This window comes from Nonomuraea sediminis (assembly GCF_018531495.1).
In the GTDB taxonomy this organism is placed as follows: Bacteria; Actinomycetota; Actinomycetes; order Streptosporangiales; family Streptosporangiaceae; genus Nonomuraea; species Nonomuraea sediminis.
In genome coordinates this window covers 448894-466390 of record NZ_JAHDTI010000002.1, presented here as the reverse complement: position 1 = coordinate 466390, position 17497 = coordinate 448894, and the positions used below count along the sequence as shown (strand labels likewise).

Annotated in this window: 7 protein-coding genes; 6 read left to right on the top strand and 1 reads right to left on the bottom strand. The window is 68.5% G+C overall.

Annotated features, from left to right (window positions below; translation table 11 throughout):
• Positions 1–46 precede the first annotated feature (46 nt).
• Both KIK09_RS10315 and KIK09_RS10310 read left to right on the top strand, forming a co-directional pair.
• Positions 47–11695: a hemopexin repeat-containing protein gene (locus tag KIK09_RS10315; RefSeq protein WP_214318508.1), complete on the top strand. Its 11649-nt coding sequence runs from the start codon at positions 47–49 to the stop codon at positions 11693–11695.
• A gap of 13 nt (positions 11696–11708) precedes the next feature.
• Positions 11709–12758, top strand: coding sequence for a T3SS effector HopA1 family protein (locus KIK09_RS10310; protein ID WP_214318507.1), 1050 nt, complete (start codon positions 11709–11711; stop codon positions 12756–12758).
• On the opposite strand, the gene KIK09_RS10305 is transcribed toward KIK09_RS10310, so the two are convergent.
• On the bottom strand, positions 12755–13840 hold the full coding sequence (locus tag KIK09_RS10305) for an alpha/beta hydrolase (protein ID WP_214318506.1): 1086 nt from the start codon (positions 13838–13840) through the stop codon (positions 12755–12757). The genes KIK09_RS10310 and KIK09_RS10305 overlap by 4 nt on opposite strands.
• A 47-nt stretch (positions 13841–13887) precedes the next feature.
• On the opposite strand from KIK09_RS10305, the gene KIK09_RS10300 reads away from it, so the two are divergent.
• The 4 genes from KIK09_RS10300 to KIK09_RS10285 are packed head-to-tail and all read left to right on the top strand — an operon-like array spanning position 13888 to position 17497.
• Positions 13888–14574, top strand: a complete 687-nt coding sequence (locus KIK09_RS10300) for a FadR/GntR family transcriptional regulator (RefSeq protein ID WP_214318505.1) — start codon at positions 13888–13890, stop codon at positions 14572–14574.
• A 30-nt stretch (positions 14575–14604) separates the two neighbouring features.
• A complete protein-coding gene (locus KIK09_RS10295) occupies positions 14605–15852 on the top strand; it encodes an ABC transporter substrate-binding protein (RefSeq protein ID WP_214318504.1) in 1248 nt (415 codons plus the stop codon).
• A complete protein-coding gene (locus KIK09_RS10290) occupies positions 15852–16691 on the top strand; it encodes a carbohydrate ABC transporter permease (protein ID WP_250572883.1) in 840 nt (279 codons plus the stop codon). Before KIK09_RS10295 ends, KIK09_RS10290 begins: the two co-directional genes overlap by 1 nt.
• On the top strand, positions 16688–17497 hold the full coding sequence (locus KIK09_RS10285; RefSeq protein ID WP_214318503.1) for a carbohydrate ABC transporter permease: 810 nt from the start codon (positions 16688–16690) through the stop codon (positions 17495–17497). Before KIK09_RS10290 ends, KIK09_RS10285 begins: the two co-directional genes overlap by 4 nt.

Sequence of the window (17497 nt, the reverse complement as noted above, 5' to 3'; positions counted from 1 at the left end):
CCTCCCCTCAGGCAGACCATGCGGAAAACCGAGGGGGGATTCCATCGTGCTGCCCAGCTATGAACAGCTCTTCGGCGACCTCGACTTCCGCGAGGGCGACGAGGCCCGCTCCGTCTACTCACCCGCGGCCTACCTGGTCGACCTGCTGCGCCTGCTGGAGAGCGCCTTCGAGCACAGCCATCTGCTCGAACGCAGGGCCGACCTGAAGGACGTGGTGCTGGACGCCGAGCACACCTTCACCGAGTCGCCGTACCTCGACATCGTCAACGAGGTGCTGGAACGCCTGATCGGCCAGGACCCGTACGGCACGCTGCGGACGCTGAAGCACCCGTTCTGCCTGCCGTTCTCGCTGGAGAACGAGCAGCTCAAGAGCTACCTGCACCACCTGCAGGTCGAGCCGGAGACCCTCTACCGGCTCTTCGGCGCCGACGAGGACGTGATCGCGCGGCTGTGCCTGGGGCTGTCGGAGGAGGACGCGGCGGTCGTGACGACCCCGGTCACCACCGAGACGGAGCTGCGCGAGTACTACGGCGGCGCGTCGGTCGACGATCTGCAACTGGTCGAGCGCTTCCGGCGCTCGACGGGGCTGAGCGCGGCCGAGGTGCGGGAACTCACCGACGTCACGATCTCGCCCGACGAGCAGCGGCTGCTGCACGACGGCGGTCCCGTCCCGTTCGACTGGTTCGAGCGCGCCAACAGGACCGTACGGCTGGCCGAACGGACCCGACTGAGCCTGACCGACCTCTACCTGGTGCTGACCACGTGCTGCGCGGGCCGCCTGGACAAGCCCGCCCTGCGCACGATCGCGACCGCGACCAGGCTGATGCGCGGGCACGACCTGACCATGGCCGACGTCTGCGGCCTGGCCGTACCGCAGGGGGAGCAGATCGGGATGTCGGAGGCCGACATCGCGTTCGTGGTGCAGCGGCTGGAGCCGGGGCTGTTCGACCGGGGGAAGGTCAGCCCACAGGGGGTGCCGCCGCTGCAGCGGGTGGCACGGCTGGTGGCGGTGTTCGGGGTGCCGGTGGCGGAGCTGTTCGGCGTGCTCGACGCGCTGGCCGGGCAGGGCGAGGACCCCTACCAGGTACTCAGGACCGGCGACGGCATGCTCGCGCTGGCCGAGGAGCTGTCGTCGATCGTGGGCTGGATGCAGGACGGCGGGTTCGGCGCGCAGGAGCTCAACGACATCCTGGGCGGCCGGGCGGCGCAGGCGGACCCCGACGAGGACACGGTCCTGGAGAACCTGGCCGCGAGCTTCGAGGAGGTGGCGCTGGCGCCGGAGCTGTTCGTCTCCTCCAGGTTCGGCGAGCGAGCGGCGGAGGCCATCCACGACGTGGTGTCCGCCTACGACGAAGGGGTCGTCTCACCGCGCGACCCCGAGCTGATCCGGCTGGACAGGGACAAGGCCGCCGAGGCCGCCTACGACGCGATCACCCAGCTGGGGCACATCGCCCAGGAGGACTTCCAGGGGCTGGGCCTGGACGAGCGGCTCACCGGCAAGATCTTCGCCAACCTGGTCTTCACCGGGTACCTCGACGCCGACGGCACCCTCAACGACAGCCAGGCGCCCCTCGCGGGCGACTTCGAGGGTTTCAGGGAGGCGCTGTTCAAGCTGATCGGCACGCTGACCAACGGGACGTCGATGCTCTACCCGTCGGACCTGGGCGAGCTCATGGGGCTCGAACGGCAGGCCGAGCTGTACGACAACCTCGTCTTCAACGGCTACCTCGACAGCGAGGGCGAGATCCTGGATCCCGAGTTCTTCCAGGGGGAGAACGCCGACGCCTTCGCCGTCAACGCCGATCTGGCCGACGTGGCGCCGGCCGTACTCCAACTGCTGGAGGAGCGGAGGACCAGGTTCAAGACAGACCCGCTGGTGGTCGACGTCACAGAGCCGGGACTCCTGGAGAGCCTGCATTTCAACGGCTATATCAACCAGGAGGGGAAATATGTGGATAAGGCGGGGTTGCTGAATACCCGCCTCAAGGACTTCAACCTGGCCATCGAGTTCTACCCGCGCCGGCGGCAGATCCTGGAATCCCTCAAGGAGCAGGTCGCCGACTTCAGGAAAGAGCTCTACACGTTCGTCGCCGAGGATTTCACGGACGCGGCCGACGAGGCCTTCTCCCGCCGGATCATCGACGCGCTCGACGGCACCGACCTGGGCGACGGCCCGTTCCTGGACGCCGAGCGGGCCGTGATCGAGCAGCGCATCGCCGAGATCATGAAGGACCCCGAGCCCTACAGCCTGGACCTGGCGGCGATCACCGAGCTCGGCTTCGCCGACACCGAGCGCGACGCGCTGGTGGCCCTGCTCACGGCGGCGGGAAACCTTGACGAGGACCTGGCCGTGCCCGAGGAGCGGCTCGGCTACTTCCACAACGTGGGCAACGCCCTGGACTTCACGCTGTCCGGCATGGAGGACTACAGCAAGGACGTCTTCTTCCTCCTGCACGCCGTCGCCACCGAGCTGACGGCGGGCACGGCAGAGATCGTCGAGGCACTGGAACGGCAGGCGGACAAGCAGCGCCGAGTCCTGTTCGGCGTGCTCGCGGACGCCTTCGGCGTACCCACGGCCACGGCCCAGGCGATCTGCGTGGCCGTGACCGGCGGCCAGAACGAGGCGCTCGACGAGCTGACCCAGCCACAAAGGCCGAAATATCGGCGGATGCGGCGCTTCGCGCTGCTGGCGGCCAAGCTGGGGCTCAGCCCCGAGCAGGTCGAGGCGATCTTCCAGGAACAGGACCTGGTCGAGAAGTACCCCGAGTCGCTGGCGCTACCGCCGGGCGTGGACCGCTTCGACGCGCTGCTGGACAGCGCTGACGGCAACGTCTACCTGTTCGGCCCCGACGGCTACTGGACCTATGTCAAGGCCACCGGCCTGCTGACCGACCCCCGACCCAAGCCGCACCTCGGCGGGCTGGCCAGGGTCGAGGCGGCGTTCGTACGGCCGGACGGCGAGGAATGGCTCGTCGGCGGGGCGCAGGCCCTGGTCAGAGCGCCGGGCGGCACCCGCTGGGCGGCCCGCGACCAGGTGTGGGGCAAGGTCAGGAACGCCTTCGACGACATGAGGAAGATCGACGCAGCGTTCGTCGACAAGGACGGCCGCACCTACGTGATCAGCGGCGACCAGTACGTCCGCTACTCCACCGGCGACTACACGGTCGTGGACGAGGGCTTCCCGCGCACCTGGGAGGGCCAGGTCCCGCTCTTCCAGGACCGCGAAGGTCGCTTCCACTACCCGACGGAGCCGTGGGGCCGCATCAGGAACGTCTTCGAGCAGGCCACGTCCATCGCCGCCGCCTACACCGACGGCTCGGCCCACTACCTGGTCTCCGGCGACCAGGTCGTCCGCTACTCCGACGACCTGGAGAACGACGGCGTGTGCGTCGACGACGGCTACCCGCAGCGCTGGCGGGAGACCGGCGTCCAGGCCGCCTTCAAGGACGCCAACGGCGTCCTGCACCTGATCAGGGAGGGCGACACCTGGGGCACGCTCGCCCCCATGAGCGGCACGGTCGACGCCGCCTTCGTCGGGCTCGACGGCCGGACCTACCTGTTCAGCGGCGACCGTTACCTGCGCTACACCGGCGACGAGTACACCACGGTCGACCAGGGCTACCCGCGCTCGATCGCCGGCGACTGGGGCGGGCTCACCCGCGTGGACGCCGCCTTCGTCCTGGACGGCACGACCTACCTGTTCAGCGGCGACCAGTACGTCCGCTACTCCACCAAGGACTACCGGACGCCCGACACCGGCTATCCGCGCCCGCTTTCCGACAACTGGTGGAACATCCCCGGCTTCACCACCGTGGACGCCGTCTTCACCGGCAGGGACGGCCTGACGTACCTGTTCGACGGCGACCGCTTCGTCGTCTACGACAGCAGGGAACGCTGGTGGTCGGAGCCCAGGCGGCTGGCCGAGCACTGGGACAGCATCCCGTTCACCAAGGTCGACGCCGCCTTCGCGGGCCAGGACGGCCGCACCTACGTCTTCTCCGGGTCCCACTACGTCCGGTACTCGGGAAGCGACTACACCGAGGTCGACGACGGATACCCGGCCCCGATCACCGGCATGTGGGGCAGGGTCGTCAACAACGTGGCCAAGCGGGTGGACGCGGCCCTCGTGGCCGGCGAGGAGACGTACCTGTTCTCCGGCGGCCAGTACGTCCGCTACCACGGCACCGACTACCGCTACGTGGCCGACGGCTACCCGCGCGCCCTGTCGGACCTCGGCACGGAGCCGCGCCTGGCCAACCTGCCGGTGACGCTCACCGGCGTGGACGCCGCGCTGGCCGACCGCCGCAACGTCTGCCTGTTCTCCGGCACGAGCTGCCACGTGGTCTCCGACAGCCTGCACGCCCGCTACGACGTCGAGCCCATGAGCTGCGCGTTCCTCGAGGACGGCACGCTGATGATCGAGCGCTCTGACGGCTGGGTCCGCAGCTCCTCGATCGAGGGCGACATCGTCTCCGCCGAGCCGTATCGGCCCAGGACGCTCAGGAAGGTCCCTGAGGACTTCCGCGCCTCCCTCAGCGGCGTGCTCAAGGGCGCCGACGGCAACACCTACCTGTTCAAGGGCACCGCCTGCTACAACGTGGACCAGGCCCGCGCGTACCCGCTCGCCGAGGAGTGGGGCAGGCAGCGCAACACGATCTATCAGGACAACACTGTCGACGCCGCCTTCGTCGGCAAGGATGGGAAGACCTACCTGTTCTCCGGCGACCAGTTCTTCGCCGACGGCGGCGACCCGCGGCCCATCGAGCCCACCTGGGGCCTGACCAGCGTCCGCCTCGCCTACGTCCGCGACGGCAAGAACCACCTCTTCGAGTACCCGGACGTGTCAGGAAACATCCGCTACGTCGTCGACGGCCGGCCGGGCACCACCGACGCCACGTTCTGGGGCCAGGACGGTATCCCGGACGCCGTCCTGTTCGAGGGCGACACCATGCTGCTGGTGTACGGCAAGCGATGCCTGCCCTACGACGAGCGGGCGGCCCGCGGGTCCTACCCGCGTCCCATCGAGCAGGTCTGGCACGGCCTGCGCCCCGGCATCAAGGCCGCCTTCACCGCCACCGACGGCTCGGTCTGCTTCTTCTACGAGGACGAGTTCACCCGCTACGCCGACGGCGTCCTGTCGGCCCGCGCGCCCATCAGGGACCACTGGGGCCTGCCGCCGAACCCGATCACCACGGTCGACGCCGCGGTCGTCCACCGCGGCACCACCTACCTGTTCTCCGGCGACCGCTACGTCCGCTACTCCACCGCCGACTACCAGAACGTCGACCCCGGCTACCCGAAGCCGATCACGGGGAACCTGCGCAAGGAGGAGACGTTCGCCAACCTGCCCGAGTCGTTCGAGGACGACCTGACGGACAGGACGATCGACGCCGTGGTCGCCAACGACCGCACCGTGTACGTCTTCGTCAACGGCGCCTGCCACGCGGTGTCCAGGGCGGCCTCGGCCACCTACGACCTGACCAGGTTCGGGCGGGTGCGCAACGTGCTGGTCGAGCGGGGCAGGGCGGACGCGGCACTGGTCACCGACGAGCACACCTTCGTGCTGGCCGGCGACCAGTACGTGCGCTACACCGGCACCGGCTACCAGCTCGCCGACGAGGGGTACCCGCGGGCCGTCGACGGGTCCGCCGAGCTGGGCGCCACCGGGGACGGCTTCGACGCCGCCTTCTTCGGCATGGACGGCAGGCCGTACTTCTTCGCCGGGAAGCCGGGCGGGACCTGGGGAAGGATCCGCAACGCGTTCGCGGACTCGCCGGGGCTCGACGGGGCCTGCACCGGCGCCGACGGGGCGCTGTACGCCTTCCGCGGCGACCAGTACGTCCGCTACACCCACGACCTGGACTTCGCCGACCCAGGGTATCCGCGGACAATCAAGGACGACTGGGGTGACCTGCCGCAGGACTTCGAGGCGGGCATCGACGGGGCCTTCGCCTTCGACGGGCACACCTACCTGGTCAAGGGCGAGCGGTACGTCAGGGATCGCGCGCACGCGCGGACGTTCAGGAACGGCTGGGCGGACGCGGCCGACCACCGGCTGAACGACGTGCGGACGATCAGCGCCTTCGCCCGCCTGGACGTGGGCGGGTTCGTCCGGCTGGAGGACCCCTACCAGTTCCTGGCCGAGCGGTTCGGCTGGGACGTCGACGAGATCAGGTGGGCCAGGCGCAACAGCACGCTGCTGCCGCGGCACGAGGGCGAGATCGAGTTCCTGCTCCGGCTCGCCGAGCTGTTCGCCATGGCCGGCAAGCTGGGCAAGCCGCCGTCGAAGATCTACGGTGACGGCTTCTCGGGAGGCGTGGACCCGTCCGTGGTGCACGACGAGCTGAACGTGATCAAGCGGGACGTGCTCGTCCCCACCGTGATCGCGCAGCTGGACCTGCACACCTCGCGCGAGCTGTTCGAGCGCTACCTGATCGACGTCGACATGGGCTCCGCCGGCAGGACCTCCCGGGTCAGGGAGGCCATCGCGGCCACCCAGCTCTACCTGCACCGCTGCCTGCTCGACCTGGAGCAGGCCGACGAGCCGGGACGCGAACGGCTCAAGACCCTGTGGCGGTGGATGAAGAACTACCGCGTCTGGGAGGCCAACAGGAAGGTCTTCCTCTACCCCGAGAACTACCTGCGGCCCGAGCTGCGGGCGAGCAAGACCCCGGCGTTCGAGGCGCTGGAGAGCGACCTGCTGCAGGGCGAGATCACCCCCGAGACCGTGCAGAAGGCCTACAAGCGCTACCTGGACGAGTACACCGAGGTGTCCAGGCTCGCCATCGCCGGCGGCTACGTCTACCAGGAGGCGGAGCCAGGCACCCGGCGGCTGGTGCTGTTCGGCAGGACCAGGACCGAGCCCAGGCGCTTCTACTACCGCGGCGCCGAGTTCAGGGACGGCGAGAAGCTGTCGGCCACCTGGGGACCGTGGCTCAAGGTGGACCTGCAGATCGACGCCGAGAAGGTGCAGCCCGTGCACGCCTTCGGCCGCGTCTTCGTGTTCTGGACGGTCGTCGAGGCCGTGGCTCCCGAGACGCAGAGCACGACGATCACCGTCGCCAAGAAGGACGCCAACAATCAGACCGTCTCGGCGCCGGCACCCAAGCACCGGGTCAAGATCTGCTACTCCTTCTACAACCTGAACCAGGAGTGGGTGGCCCCCCAGGTGCTGCCCGCCGAGGAGATCCAGGACGGGGCGATCACCGGCGTCACCCTGTTCGTCGAGGCCTCGCGGGTCGGCGACCACGACTCGATCATGGTCACCTGCACCTACACCGGGCCGAAGGGGCGGGCCAAGTCGTCCTACGTGCTCACGCCCGAGCTGTACGCGGTCAAGGTGGCCGACGCCGACCCGCCGGTCCAGGCGGCGCGGCTGGACAGCATCTTCGCCGAGCCCGTCGACCAGGCCGGCGTGGCGCGCTTCAACAGCCCGGACGAGGCGTGGCTGAGCGTCGACCACAAAGGCGGCAGCTTCCTGTGCCGGCCGATCACGCCGCCCTCGGCGCAGGTCACCGTACTGCCCCTCAAGGGCAACGAGGACGGGCTGCCCACAACCTGGGACCGGGTGGACGCGGCCGTCGAACTGCCGGACGGGACCAGGGCGTTCTTCGACAACCAGGCCCACGTCTTCGTCCTGGTGCCGAAGGGCAAGACCGCGACGCGGCAGGCCAGGCAGCCGATCGCCGAGCGGTGGGGGATCAAGGCCAACAACCTGACCAGGACCGGCGTGGTGGACGCGGTGCTGGTGCGCGGGAACCAGACGTTCCTGTTCTCCGGCAACGAGTACTACCGCTACACCAACGGCAAGCCGTTCGGCCCGCTGGACACCGGCTATCCCCAGCGGATCGAGACGAACCCCGACAACCTGCCGCAGTGGAGCAGGATCGACGCGGCCGTGACCTGGAACGGGATCGAGTACTTCTTCTCCCGCGAACGGGGCGTCTTCCCGCCGGTGGACCGATGGCCGGTGAAGGCGGACTCGGCGATCGTGCTGCGCAACCACCTCTACCTGATCGCGGGCGACCAGTACGTACGGCTGACGCCCGAGGGGATGCCCGAGAAGGGCTACCCCAAGCCGCTAGCCAAGAACGAGGAGGGCCTGCCGCAGTCCGGGCCTGTGGTCGGGTTCGGCTACCGCAACGGCGCCTACTTCTTCGACAACGCGGCGGGCACCTACGCCTTCACGGGCGACAAACCCCAGCCGACCCGGGACCTGGGCAAGGTCGACACCAACATCACCCGCACCGGCACCGTCGACGCCGCCTACGTCGACGGCGGCAAGCTCTACCTGACCAGCGGCACCGACTACGTCCGCTACACGCTGAACGGCACGGTGCCCGACGCGATCGACGACGGCTACCCCAAGACCCTGAACCGCCCGATCAAGGCCGTCTTCAGTAACTACGCCTTCTCCGGCGGCGACTACGCCGTCCTGTCCGCGGGCGCCGAACTTGACGTGGTGAAGACGTTCAACCCGGTCAGCGGGAACTGGGGCGGGCTGCCCGACGGCTTCACCGGGGCGCTGGACAGCGACAAACTGTTCCTGTTCACCGGCAGCGGAGGCTACGCCCGCTACTCCAAGACGGTCGAGGTCCCGGTGCCGTACGAGCTCGCGGCGCTGCCGCACGAGATCATCCGGCTCACCTCCAGCACCGCCTACAAGCTCAACAGAGAGCTTTTGACCGGCGGCGTGGACGCCCTGCTCGACCCGGCCACGCAGGAGACCGACGAGCTGCCCGCCTTCAGCCCGACCACGTCCAACCCGACCACGATCCAGGTGCGGCCCCAGGTGCACAAGGCGGGCACGCCGGCCAGCACGCACCTGGACTTCCAGAGCGCCAACGGCATCTACTACTGGGAGATCTTCTTCCACGCGCCGCTGCTGATCGCCGGGGCGCTCAACGAGGCCCAGCGCTTCGAGGACGCGCGCCACTGGTACGACTACGTCTTCGACCCGACGGAGCCGAACAGGTACTGGCGCTTCCTGCCGTTCCTGGAGATCGACGTGGCGGCCCTGGTGTCCAGCTGCCGCAGCGAGGTCCAGCGGCTCGCGATCGAGGCGCCGGGGCTCGAGCAGATCCTGGCCAAGCTGGAGACGCTGGCCCCGGCCTTCCAGCAGGTGCGCGACCTCACCGCCAAGGAGGTCGACTTCCTCCAAGGCCTGGCCGGCACCGGGCTCGACGCCATCGAGCGGACGCTGGATCCCGTCACCGCGGCGGCGCTGCTCGAACGGCTGGCCATGGTCAAGCGGCTGCGGCGGCAGTACGCGCTCATGGGCGACCGGGGCAGCATGCTCAAGGCCTACCTGGAGGACCCGTTCGACCCGCACGCGATCGCCGAGCTGCGGCCGGGCGCCTACCGCAGGGCGGTGGTCATGTCCTACGTCGACAACCTGCTCGACTGGGGCGACATGCTCTTCCGCCAGTACACCGGCGAGAGCATCGACGAGGCCAGGATGCTCTACATCTTCGCCTACGACCTGCTCGGTGACCGGCCGGAGAACCTCGGCACCCGGGCGCTGGCGCCCGCGAGCAGCTACGGCAGCCTCGACGGGCAGGAAGAGAGCGAGGACGACAAGCTCTGGCAGCTCACCGGGGGTGGCGCCCTCCTGGAGGGGGCGGGCGCCATCCACGGCAGCATCGCCAACCGCTACTTCTTCATCCCGGACAACACCACGTTCGCCGAGTACTGGACGAGGGTCGAGGACCGGCTGTGGAAGATCAGGCAGTCGCTCGACATCACCGGCGTCAGCCAGCCGGTGCCGCTGTTCGAGCCGCCCGCCGACGTGATGAGCCTGGTCCGCGGAGCCGCCGCGGGCGTCCCGGTCGACCAGCTGCCCACCTCGCTCAGGGCGGCCGTGCCGTCCTACCGGTTCGCGTTCCTGTTCAGGAAGGCGCAGGACCTCGTCGACCGGGTCACCCAGCTCGGCAACGACCTGCTCAGCGTGCTCGAGCGGCGCGACCAGGAGGAGCTGACCCTGCTGCAGAACCGGCAGGAGGCCGCCGTCCTCGCCCTGACCAGGCAGATCAAGGAGGCCCAGGTCCGCGCCGCCGCCGAGACGCTGCAGGAGCTTGAGGCGGCCAAGGAGGGCGCGGCCGGGCGGGTCACGCACTTCGAGCAGCAGATCACCGATGGCATGACGCCCTACCAGCAGGCGCAGATCGAGAATCTCACCCAGGCCGCGACCGCGCACTTCGTGGCGGCCGGGCTGAAGATCGGCTCGGCGGTGGCGTTCGGCGTGCCGGAGGTCCTGCTCGGCGCGTTCATCCTGGGCACCTCCTACGGCGGTGAGGAGGTCGGCCAGGCCCTGGACAAGGTGGCCGACGTCACGACCGCCTTCAGCGAGGCCTACAGCGTGACTGGCGAGCTGATGGGGCTGGCCAACGAGTTCACCCGGCTGCAGCAGGACTGGAACCTGCAGCTCGGCATGGCCAAGGCCGACTTCAAGCAGCTCGGCCACCAGGTGGCCGGCGCCGAGCACCAGCTGGCCGCCGCGAAGCACGAGCTGGAGGTCACCAGGCAGGAGATCGCCAACCAGGAGGCGATCGCCGGCTTCCTGCGCGACAAGTTCGGCACCGCCGACCTGTACCGATGGATGTCCGGCCGGCTGTCCACGCTCTACTTCCAGGCCTACCACCTGGCCTACGAGATGGCGCGGTCGGCCGAGCGGGCCTACCAGTTCGAGCGCGGCGCCGGCGACTCCTACATCCAGCCGGTCTACTGGGACAGCCGCCGCAGCGGCCTGCTGGCCGGCGAGAGCCTCAGCCTGGACCTGGAACGGCTCGGCAAGGCCTACGTCGACGGCGACGGCCGCGGCCTGGAGATCACCAAACGGGTGTCGCTGCTGGCCCTCGACCCGCTGGCCGTCATCGCGCTGCGCACGACGGGCCGGTGCGAGTTCGCCCTCACCGAGGCGCTGTTCGACCGCGACTTCCCCGGCCACTACCGGCGCCGCATCCGTACGGTCACCGTCACCTTCGAGGGAGCCGACGGTCCGCTCGGCATCAACGCCACCCTTACCCAGCTCGACAACAAGCTCGTCCTGGCCGCCGACGCCAAGGCCGTGAAGTACCTGCTGGACCCCAAGGGCACCCAGCCGGACACGCTCAGGGCCGACTGGCGCACCAGCGAGCAGATCGCGCTGTCGGACCTGGAGGAGGGACGCGACAACAACGGCCTGTTCGAGCTCCGCTTCGACGACGACCGCTACCTGCCCTTCGAGGGCACCGGCGCGGTCTCCAGATGGCGCGTGGAGATGCCCGCCACGGCGGCGCTGACCGACGTCACGCTGGTGCTGAAGTACACGGCCGAACAGGGCGGCGCGCTCTTCGCCCAGGCGGTCAAGGGCATGCTCAGGCCCTACCAGGCTGCCCGCTACCTCGACGTGGCCACCGACTTCCCCGACGCGTGGGACGCCTTCACCTCCGGCGAGGCCGAGGCGCTGGAGCTGGCGATCACCCCGCAGCAGCTGCCCGGCATCAGCGGCCGCCAGATCACCGGCGTCTTCGCCACCTACCAGGGGGCGCAGCCGCGCTTCCTGCTCAACGGCGACCGCAGGCTCACCCTGACCGACGGCAAGCTGCTCGCCACGCCGGGGCTGAGCGTGGGCGGGCAGCCGTGGATCCTCGTCCCGGACGGCGACACGGCCGCCCTGACCGGTGTCGGCCTGGTGCTGACCTATCGAGCGGTGTGACGGGAGGCAACCGATGTCAACAACAGGCACGGCGCAGAAGAGTCAGAGGAAGCGGAAGAAGAAGACCACCCGCAACAAGGTCAAGAAGCAGGCGACGACGCCCACCCAGGGTTCGACGGGACCCACGCCGGTACCGGTGGCCAAGACGAAGACCAAGCGGTCGAAGGGGCCGGACATCTCCGTCGACGTCGGCAGGTCCCTGGACACCCCGAAGGACCGGTACGACGCGGACGTCGAGGCCAACGCGAGCGCGCTCGACAAGATCTACGACCGGTTCTACGAGGCCAACGGCCAGCAGAGGCTGGAACCCAAGTTGAGGAAGCGGCTGTACTCCTTCATGGGCAAGGGGACCACCGACTACCTCAAGGCGCCCATCGCGCTCAAGGACTTCCAGACCTTCGTCGCCAAGGGAAAGCAGCTCTACCGGGTGACCAGCCAGGCCCTGAGGTCCTCGGGGTCGACGGATCCGAAGGCCGTCGAGGCGAAGCTGGCCGACGGCGACTACTTCCGCGTCTACAACGACACCTACCCCGGGACCAAGGCGGACCTGCCCGGCAAGGCACGGCGCATCATCGTCAACGTCAAGACCCAGGAGGCCGCGCTCAGGGTGTCCGAAGCGCTCACCACGCTCTACGGGGACAAGGATGTCGGACCCTATGTCCGCCAGTTCAAGGTGTACTTGTCCGGCAAACAGGGCAACACGGACAAGGTCAAGTACGACAAGCTCGTCGTCTACTACAGGACCGACGACACACCGGACAGCTCGGACAAGGTCGGCGACGCCATCGCCGCGACCATCGAGAAGGCGGCCAAGCCGAGCGATCGTGAGACGGCCTTCGCCCCGTTCTATTCGCGGGTCGCACCCGGCATCGCCTGGTCCGAGGAGCCCAAGTACTACGTGAGCACGCTCAAGGGCAGCTTCACCAAGACGCGCCGCGACATCATCGCGGACGTGATCGAGAAGAACCCGAACGTCACCGACAAGGCCGCCTTCGCCAAGCTGGTCGCGGACGCCTTCAGGGCGGCGAAGGTCGACGCGGACCGGCCTGCACAGCACCTCTAGCCGACGCGCTTGACGAAGTCGCGCAGCGCCTGCTCGTAGCGTGCCGGGTCGACGTTCCACGAGCCGACGTGGCCGCCGCCGCGGGTGCGGAACAGCGTCACCAGGTCCGGCCGGGCCTTCGCGAACGCCAGCGAGGGCCCGATCGGCACCGTGTCGTCGTCATCGTCGAGGAAGATCAGCATCGGCGCCTTGAACTCCTTGGCGTGCCGTACCTGGTCGATGTCGTCGAAGGACACCCCGGTGCGCAGCGAGATCACCCACTTGCCGACCGAGGCCAGCCACAGCGGGACTCCCTGCTGCTTGGCGCCCAGCTCGATCGGGGCGTTCCAGTCCATGACGGGGCTGTCCAGGATCAGGCCCTTGATCGGCTCGCTGGGCAGCCTGCGGGCGGTCATCGGGACGATCCCGCCGCCCATCGACATGCCGTAGAGGATCACGCCGGTGGCGCCCTGCGTCTTGGCGTAGGCGATCGCCGAGCCCACGTCCTCCCATTCGGTCTCGCCCAGGTGGTACTTGCCGTCGCCGGCCGGCGCGCCGGGGTCGTTGCGGTAGCTGATCCCCAGCACCGGCATCCCCAGGCTGTGGAAGGTCGGCACGAACCGCAGCGCCTCCGAGGCGTTCGCGTTGCGCCCGTGCACCGCGATCACCCACGTCTTCGAGTCGCCGGGGGTCTGCCAGGCCGGATACCCCTTGATCGACACCCTCTTGTACGGCAGGCCGAGCGCCGCCGTGGGATCGGAGGGGTCGCCGTACATCCACCGGTCCAGGTAGGCGCGGACCCCGGGTTTCAGTTCGCCCTGCCGTACCTTGACCAGCTCGCGGGTGACCGAGCCCTGGCCGGCGGAGATGACGTGGCCGACGGTGGCGTTGCCGCCCTGCCAGGTCAGGCCGTAGGTGCCGGGCTCGGTGGCCTCGCCCTTGAGCGTCACCTGGTCGTCGGTGACCGCGGTGACCTCCAGGGGATAGGAGTCTCCGTGCGAGGGGTCGATGACCATGCCGGAGTAGTACCAGCCCGCTCCGGCGACGCCCGCCACCGCCAGTAACAGCACGATGGCCGCGGCCCAGGCCAGAAACCGTTTCATGGGCGAATCATAGACGCGCGTTGGATTAAGTGATTAGATGACTTGATATGTCCGAGGTGACGCGGCCCACACTGTCCGATGCTCTGACCGAGCGCATGCTGGAGCTCATCCGAGAGGGTGGGCACCGGCCGGGAGACCGGCTGCCGTCGACCAGGGAGCTGTCCCAGCGCTTCGCCGTCACCACCCCGACGCTGCGCGAGGCGCTGCGCAGGCTCGAGGCCACCGGGGCCATCGAGATGCGGCACGGCTCCGGCATCTATGTCGGAGCCGACATCGAGCGGCTCGTGCTCCCCAACCCGAACATGCGTGAGATGGCCGGCGCCCAGCTGCTCGAGCTGCTCGGCGCCCGCATCGTGATCGAGCCGCCGCTGTCGGCGATGGCCGCCGAGCACGCGACCCGAGAGGATCTGGAGTCTCTCAGGAACGTGCTGGAGGAGGCGGGCAGGCATCTGCGCGGCCACGACGCGGAACTGCACGAGGCCAACATGACCTTTCACCGGGCGACGGCACGGCTGGCGGGAAACAGCGTGCTGCACGAGGTCGTCGACTCGCTGCTCACCATCCACGGGCCCGAGCAGCAGCAGATCCTGCAGATCTTCGACGACCGGCGCCGCGACTTCGACGAGCACCTGGCCATCCTCGAGGCCATCGAGGCACGCGACGCCGCCCAGGCGGAGGAGCGGATGCGCTCCCACCTGCTGGACGTGAAGACGGTCATAGAGAACAGGTTGTAATCCCCCCAAGTGAAACAAGGAGGCCGGTGCATGATCCGGTCACGCGTAGCCACGCTCGCCGTGGTGGCCCTCACGGTGGCCGCCTGCGGCTCGAACGCGGAGGCGCCGAAGAAGAAGACCGAGCTGTCCCTGTACAACGACAAGGGCGCCTGGAGCAAGTACTTCGAGGCCATGGGCACCCTGTCCAAGCAGCAGATCAGCCTGAACATGAAGCCGGTCGGCTACACCGACTCGGCGCAGTACCAGGCCTTCATCAAGGCCTCGTTCCGCACCAACGTCAAGCCTGACCTGTTCACCTGGCAGACCGGGGGGATGCTGCAGGAGATCGTCAAGCAGAAGCAGGTGGCCGACACCTCGGCCGTCTGGCAGGAGGCGATGAACGCCGGCGACCTGCCCAAGGACCTGGCCCCCTACTACACGATCGACGGCAAGCAGTACTGCGTGCCGCTGAACGTCGCCTACTGGGGCATGTTCTACAACAAGAAGGTCTTCGACAAGTACGGCCTGCAACCCCCAACGACGTGGGACGACCTGGTCAAGATCGCCGACACCCTGAAGAAGAACAAGGTCACGCCCTTCTACCACACCAGCGTGCTGTTCTCCTTCGTCTGGTTCGAGCAACTGATGGCCGGCACCGACCCCGACCTGTACGACAGGCTCTCCACCGGCAAGGCCAAGTACACCGACCCCGGCGTGGTCGCGGTCATGCAGAAGTGGAAGCAGCTCATCGACGCCGGCTACTTCGTCAACCCCGGCGACAAGACCGACCCGGCCGACCTGCTCAAGACCGGCAAGACCGCGATGGTCTCCTTCGGCACGTTCTTCAACACCAGCATGACCCAGCGCGACATGAAGCCCGGCGAGGACTACGGCTTCTTCGTCATCCCCAACGCCAATTCCTCCCTCCCCAAGACCTCGATGATCTTCGAGAGCGGCCCCCTCTGCTCCCTGGCCAAGGCCCCCGACCCCGACGCCAGCATGAAGTACCTCAAGTGGTGGACCACCGACAAGGCGCAGGAGACCTGGGCCACCAGCCGCGGCGACGTCAGCGCCAACCCCAAGGTCGCGATCAAGGACGCCGCGCTGGCCGACGTCACCAAGGACGCGGGCAGCGGCAAGTACCGCCTGGTCAACCGCTACTTCGAGGCCACGCCCCCGCCGATCCTGACGGCCGCGCTCGACGGGTTCGGCAAGTTCGTCACCGAGCCGGGCTCCTACCAGGAGGTGCTCGAGACGATCCAGAAGGCGGCGGACGAGTACTGGAGCACGCATCAGTGATGCGCGCCCCGATGCTGGGCCGATTCCGCTCCGGCTACGTCGCGCCCGCCGTACTGCTGGTGGCCCTGCTGCTGTACGCGCCGTTCCTGTGGACCGCGTACCTCAGCTTCACCCAGTACGACGGGCTCGCCGACCCGGAGTGGATCGGTCTGCACAACTTCGCCAAGCTGCTCGACGACCCGGCGCTGCTCACCTCGATCAGGAACACCCTGCTGTGGGTGATCGGCACCATGGTGCTGCCGGTCGGCGTCGGCCTGCTGGTGGCGGTGCTGTCCTACGACATCAAGGGCGGCGCCTGGTTCCGGGTGCCGTTCATGCTGCCGTACGCCCTCAGCGGCGCGGGCCTGGCCCTGGTGTGGAGCCCCATCCTGTCGCACGGCGGGATCGCCAACCTGCTGCTCGGCGTCGACACCGCCTTCCTGCAGGTGGCGCCCGCGAACACGCTGGCCATGCTGCTGGTGTGGACCTGGCAGCAGGTCGGGGTCAACACGCTGCTGTTCGTGGTCGGCCTGCAGTCGATCCCCAAGGAACCGATCGAGGCGGCCCGCCTGGACGGTGCCTCGGGCTGGCGGCTGTTCCGGCTGGTCATCTGGCCGCTGATGCGCCCGCTGACCGCCGTCGTGGTGGGGCTCGCGCTGGTGGCCTCGCTCAAGACCTTCGACATCGTGTGGGTGCTGACCCAGGGCGGACCGGGCCGCAACTCCGAGACCCTCGCCGTGACCATGTACCGCGACACGTTCGTGGCCAGCGAGTACGGCTACGGCTCGGCCGTGGCGGTAATGCTGACCGTCGTCACCGGGCTGGCCTCCTACCTCTACCTCCGTAGGCAGGTCCAATGATCCGCCGTGCCGTCCTTGTCGTGCTCGGGCTGATCTGGCTTGGGCCGACCTATCTGCTGCTGGTGAACGCCTCGCGGCCCGCCGCGTCCTACGACCCGGCCAGCGCGTGGGTGCCGTCAGGCGACTTCTCGCTGTTCAGCAACTTCGCCGATGCCATCGAGAAGGCGTCGCTGGGGGAGAGCCTGACGAGCACCGCGCTCTACGCCGTCATCTCGCCCTTACTGGGTGTGATCATCGGGGCGCTGGCCGGGTACACGATCGTGGTGCTACGGCTGCGCGGCGGCTTCTGGTGGTTCATGCTGATCTTCGGGGGGACGATCTTCCCGTCGCAGATGCTGCTCATCCCGCTGTTCGTGGGCTACAGCGACGCCGGGCTCTACGACTCGCACCTCGGCATGATCCTCATCTACACGGCGATCAACGTGCCGCTGGCCGCCTTCGTGCTGCGCAACTTCTACACCGGCGTGGCCTTCTCCATCTTCGAGGCGGCCCGCATGGACGGCGCGACCACGTGGCGGATCTTCTGGCGGATCTACCTGCCGCTGTCGCTGAGCGCGCTGGCCGCCGTCTACATCCTCGAGTTCACCTTCGTGTGGAACGACCTGATCTTCGGCCTGACGCTGTCGCAGACCGAGAACGTCAGGCCGGTGATGCCTGCCCTGGCCGGGCTCATGACCGACGTCTACGCGGGTACGCCTGTACCCGTGGGACTGGCCGCGGGACTGGTCGTCTCGCTGCCCACGGTCGCGCTTTTCCTCGCCACCCAGCGCCTCTTCGCCCGAGGCCTGTCCCTAGGGAGTGTCTGA